At 69.4% G+C, this 4,969-nt stretch carries 4 protein-coding genes; all 4 read left to right on the top strand.

What is annotated here, in order from left to right; all coding sequences use genetic code 11:
- The coding region (locus U9978_RS17405; RefSeq protein WP_322762200.1) for an acyl-CoA dehydrogenase family protein at nucleotides 1-1,128 on the top strand (1,128 nt) is incomplete at its 5' end.
- Nucleotides 1,129-1,136: 8 nt separating this feature from the next.
- Nucleotides 1,137-3,530 (top strand): CoA transferase, encoded by a 2,394-nt coding sequence (locus U9978_RS17410; protein WP_322762201.1) that lies wholly within the window; start codon nucleotides 1,137-1,139, stop codon nucleotides 3,528-3,530.
- Nucleotides 3,531-3,895: 365 nt separating this feature from the next.
- Nucleotides 3,896-4,261 carry a DUF6247 family protein gene (locus tag U9978_RS17415; RefSeq protein WP_322762202.1) on the top strand — a complete coding sequence of 122 codons (366 nt, stop codon included), beginning with the start codon at nucleotides 3,896-3,898 and terminating at the stop codon, nucleotides 4,259-4,261.
- Between the two features lie 4 nt (nucleotides 4,262-4,265).
- Nucleotides 4,266-4,454 (top strand): hypothetical protein, encoded by a 189-nt coding sequence (locus tag U9978_RS17420; RefSeq protein WP_322762203.1) that lies wholly within the window; start codon nucleotides 4,266-4,268, stop codon nucleotides 4,452-4,454.
- Nucleotides 4,455-4,969 lie beyond the last annotated feature (515 nt).

A 4,969-nucleotide genomic window follows, 5' to 3' on the forward strand; every position in this document is an offset into this window, starting at 1 on the left:
ATGGCCACCCCGACCGCGGTCGAGAGCGACAACCTCGACTCGTTCCGCACCGAGCTCCGTCGCTTCCTGCGCGACCACACTCCGCCACCCGTGCATGGTGGTTCAGCGATCGGCGATGAGCTCACGCCCGCGGACGTCGAGCGCCAACGCGCCTGGCAGCGCCAGCTACACGACGGCGGCTGGGCGGGCGTGGCGTGGCCGAAGAGCCACGGTGGCCGTGGCGCGGGTGCCCGCCAGCAGCTGGCGTTCCACGAGGAGATCGCGCTCGCCGGTGGGGACACGATGACGGGCCTGTTCCTCGTCGCACTCTCCCACGCGGGGCCGACCGTCATCGCGCGAGGCACTCCCGAGCAACAGCAACGATGGCTGCCGGGCATCCTGCGGGGCGAGATCATCGCGGCCCAGTGCTTCTCCGAGCCCGGCGCCGGGTCGGACCTCGCCGCGATCAGCACCAGGGCCGTCGTCGACGGGGACGCCCTGATAGTCACCGGCGAGAAGCGGTGGAGCACGTTCGCGCAGTACGCCGACATCGCGGAGCTGCTCGTGCGCACGGATCCGAACAGCCGACACGGTGGTCTCACCTACGCCGTGGTCGACCTGGACTCTCCCGGTATCACCATCCGGCCGTTGCGGACGATCGGCGGGCCGAGCGAGTTCTGCGAGGTGCGCTTCGACGAGGTACGCGTCCCACTGGCCAACGTGATCGGAGCGGTGGGTCAGGGCTGGCAGGTGGCGACGACGACCCTGCTCTTCGAGCGCAGCACCATCACCGCCCCGATCGTGCTCGGCGCCCTGCATGCGCTACGCCGGCTCAGCCAGCTCGTGGCCGACGATCCCGTCGCGACCGCGGAGGTCGCGGAACTCACCGTGCGCGCCCTCGCCGTGCGAGCCCTGCTCGAGCAGTCGGTTGACGAGCAGGAAGCCGGCATCGAAGGGGCGGGACCGTCGGCGCTGAAGCTCCTCGCGACCGAGCTGAACTACGACGTCCGGCACCTGCACGCCCGCCACGACCAGTCCGCGTCGCAGCCGTGGTTCATCTCCTTCGGTCTGCGCATCGGCGGCGGCACGTCGGAGATCCAGAAGACGATCATCGCCGAACGCGTGCTCGGCCTGCCCAGACACCGATAGGAGAACCCGTGCCCGCGCCCCTGGACGGCTTCCGCGTCCTCGACCTCTCGATCGGCATCGCCGGCGGCTACGCCACCAAGCTGCTCGCCGACGCCGGAGCTGAGGTCGTCAAGTGCGAGGACGCCGCCGGCGACCCCCTGCGCCGCTGGTCAGCGAGCGGCGCGGCCATAGCCGCGGACGACGACGGCGCCCTGTTCAAGGTCCTCGCCGCGTCCAAACAGTCCGCCGTGCCCACCCTCGAGGAGGCGCTGGACCTCGTCCGCTGGGCGGACGCGATCGTCTGGTCACCCGGGTCCGAACTCGCCGCCAGCATGAGCCCGGCCAGGTTGCGGGAGCTCAACCCGACCGCTCTGGTGTTGTCGATCACCCCCTTCGGGCTGGCGGGCCCGTGGGCCGGCCGGCCGGCCACCGAACTCACGCTCCAGGCCATCTCGGGCGGGGTGTTCGCACGAGGCACCCCGAACCGGCCGCCCGTCTCCGTCGGCGGGCGGACCGGCGAGTGGCTGTCGGGCATGATCGGCGGGGTCGGACTGCTCGCGTCCTACCGCCGGCGCCTGCGCACCGCCCAGGGCGAGCTCCTCGACCTTTCGATGCTCGAGTCGATCGTGCTGACCCACACCATGTACGAGGTCAACTACCGCAGCATCGCCGGGGTCCCGCCGTATGCCCGCCGCCTGCTCAACTTCCCCGGCATCGAGCGCACCAAGGACGGCTGGGTCGCGTTCATGGTCGTGACCGGCCAGCAGTGGCTCGACTTCTGCCTGATGGTCGAGCGGACGGACTGGATGGACGACGAGCATCTCATCCGCCTCGAGCAGCGGATCGTCCGCCGCAAGGAGCTGGCGCCCGCGCTCGCCGAGTGGATGACGACGCACACCACCGACGAGGTCATCGAGATCGCAGAGGCGCTGCGCGTGCCGGTCGCCCCCGTCGGCAACGGTGCGCTCACACCGCGGTTCGACCACCTGGTGGCCAACGGGCTCATGACGACGAACCCCCGGGGTGGCTTCGTCCAGCCCGCCCATCCCTACCGCTTCCCGCGGAGCAACCTCCAGCTGCGTGACTTCGCGCCGGCGCCCATGCTCGGCGAGCACACCGCGAAGGTCACGACCACCTGCACCCCGCGAGAGCTGACCACGGGGACCGAACCGGCGGCGCTCCCCTTCCAGGACCTTCGGGTCTGCGACCTCACCGCGTTCTGGGCAGGACCCATCGTCGGCTACGTGCTCGCCATGCTCGGCGCCGACGTCATCAAGGTCGAGTCCGTGTCCCGGCCGGACGGCATGAGGATGCGCGGCGCCAGGTCGTTCCGCGAGGACCTCTGGTGGGAGACAGGTCCGAGCTACCACGGTGGCAACGCGGGCAAGCGGGGCATCACCCTCGACCTGGGCAGCGAGGAGGGCAGGGAGCTGCTCCTCGAGCTCGTCGCACACTCGGACGTCCTCGTGGAGAACTTCACACCCCGCGTCATGACCTCGTGGGGGCTGACCTACGACGTCCTGAAGGCCGTGCGGCCCGACCTCATCTACGCACGACTACCAGCGTTCGGTTCCGACGGCCCGTGGCGGGACCGATCCGGCTATGCACAGACCATTGAGGCGGTCTCCGGCATCGCCTGGATGACGGGCTACCCCGACGCGCCGCCGCAGTTCGCCAATTCCGTCGGCGATCCACTCGCAGGCTCACACGCAACGATCGCGATCTCCCTGGCCCTCGAGCACCGCCGGCGCACCGGAGAGGGCTCTCTCATCGAGGCTCCGATGCTCGGCGGAGCGCTGAACATCTGTGCCGAGCAGTACGCCGAGTTCAGCGCCTACGGGGCGTTCCTGACGCGAGACGGGAACCGGGGCCCCACCGCCGCGCCGCAGGGGCTCTACCTCGCCGGTGATTCCGGCGGTGATTCCGGCGGTGACACCTGGGTCGCGGTCTCGGTCGAGACCGAGAGACAGTGGCACGGGCTGCGCAAGGCGCTCGGTGAACCGTCGGGATGGGACTGCCTGAACAACCGCGACCAGCGCCGGGCCCAGCACGACGCCATCGACGAGACCATCAACGCCTGGACGTCCGCACGCGGTGCGGCCGAGGTCGAAGACGTCCTCGTCAGCCACGGCGTGCCAGCTGCGGTCGTCGGCAACGGCGCCTTCCTGGATTCCAACCCGCAGCTGCAGGCCCGCGGCTTCTTCGAGGAGCTCGCCGGCCACCCGGTCGTCGGATCGGCGACCCACTCCGGCTACCCGATCCGCTTCTCCGGTGGACCGCACCCGCCCGTGCACCGACGGACCCCTCCGCTCCTGGGCGAGCACAACCGCGAGGTCCTCGGCGGCATCCTCGGGCATTCCGACGCCCAGCTCGCCGCGTGGGAGGCCGCGGGTGTGATCGGAAAGAGGCCGAAGCACGGCTGAGCCGGCCCGCCAGCGCGAGGTTCGGACGACCGCTCGCCCGCCGGCCGAAGGATGTGAATCCGCTGCTGTGGGAGCAGCACGAAAGTCACATCGTTCGAACGACCGCCGGCCCGCCAGCGCGAGGTTCGGACGACCGCTCGCCCGCCGGCCGAAGGATGTGAATCCGCTGCTGTGGGAGCAGCACGAAAGTCACATCGTTCGAACGACCGCCGGCCCGCCGGCGCGAGGTTCGGACGACCGCTCGCCCGCCAGCGCTGGGCGGGTCCCGGTCGGCACGTCCAGCGTGGCCCGGGTGCGGGTCGCTCGTCCTCTCCCAGTAGATCCGATGCGGACGACCCCGAGGTCGCCGAACCATAATGAGCAGCATGGCCGACACGATCCCGATCTACGGAGTCCGCAACCGGGTCGAGAAGAACGGGCCCGCGATCCGTGACGCTCTCGACCCCGACGACCGCCAGGTATTCGTGGCGGAGCTACGGATCGCGCTCGCCAGCGCGGACGACACCCTCGATCTCGGCCCGGTTGTCGAAGTGATCGACCGCTGGTGGGGACGGGCGGTACTCACCGCCAACCCGGAGATCGAGGCCGGCGCCTTCGCGGACCGGCTGCGGATCCAGGCGGGAGACCCCACCGTGTTCGGCGCCACCACACCTCATCCACCCCGTGACCCGGAGAACACCGATGGCAAGATACACGATCCGCTGGGTCACCTACGCCGAGCAACAGCGTGACTCCTTGCCCGCTGAGGGCCGGCGGGAACTAGACGCGCTGCTGGATCGACTCGCGGCCGACCCGCGTCGGCACGCCACCTTCGACAAGCGCACCGAGCTGTGGCGAGCGGTCTTCGGGTACGGGCTCCTGACGTACAGCATCGAAGAAAAGTGGATCACGATCACTGTCCTGCGCGTGACGTGGATCGGCTGACGCCGTGTCCCCTGTTGCCGGTCGCTCTTATGGGCCTCGGCCTGCATCTGTCGTCCGACCATGCGGTGGACCCGCACGAGAAGGCGGCCTGGGCCGCATCCGAGGAGTGCAGGCAGTTCATGTCGCTCAGCAGCCAGCGCTGGTGCGACGCACATGTCGCGGCCGGCGCCGACAAGGCCGACGCACAGGCAGCCGCGGGGCTCACCTTGTCGGCATGGGTGGGCAAGACCCTGACGGAATCGATCTGGACCGCTCGGTTCGCTCGGCAGCAGGAGCGCAACACCGTTCTCAGGCATAACACCGGAGTATCTGGACGGCGAGTTCGCCCGCCTGGAGGAGCTGCGCGGGCGCGCAACAGGATGAGGTGGGGGCACGGGCCGACGCACCCGTCTACGTACTGATCGTCTCGGCTGACACGTACAACAGCGCCGACACCGGGCGAGTCATCACAGTATCGACTAATAACGTAAAGATAACGAGTATAATTTTTATACTACACACTACTGTATAGCTCC

Origin of the sequence: Protofrankia sp. Cr2, assembly GCF_963555885.1 — a bacterium.
Classification (GTDB): Bacteria; Actinomycetota; Actinomycetes; order Frankiales; family Frankiaceae; genus Protofrankia.

Excerpts from the sequence above, each read along its gene's own strand:
- U9978_RS17415 (WP_322762202.1), top strand. The coding sequence starts at position 3,896 with ATGGCCGACACGATCCCGATCTACGGAGTCCGCAACCGGGTCGAGAAG.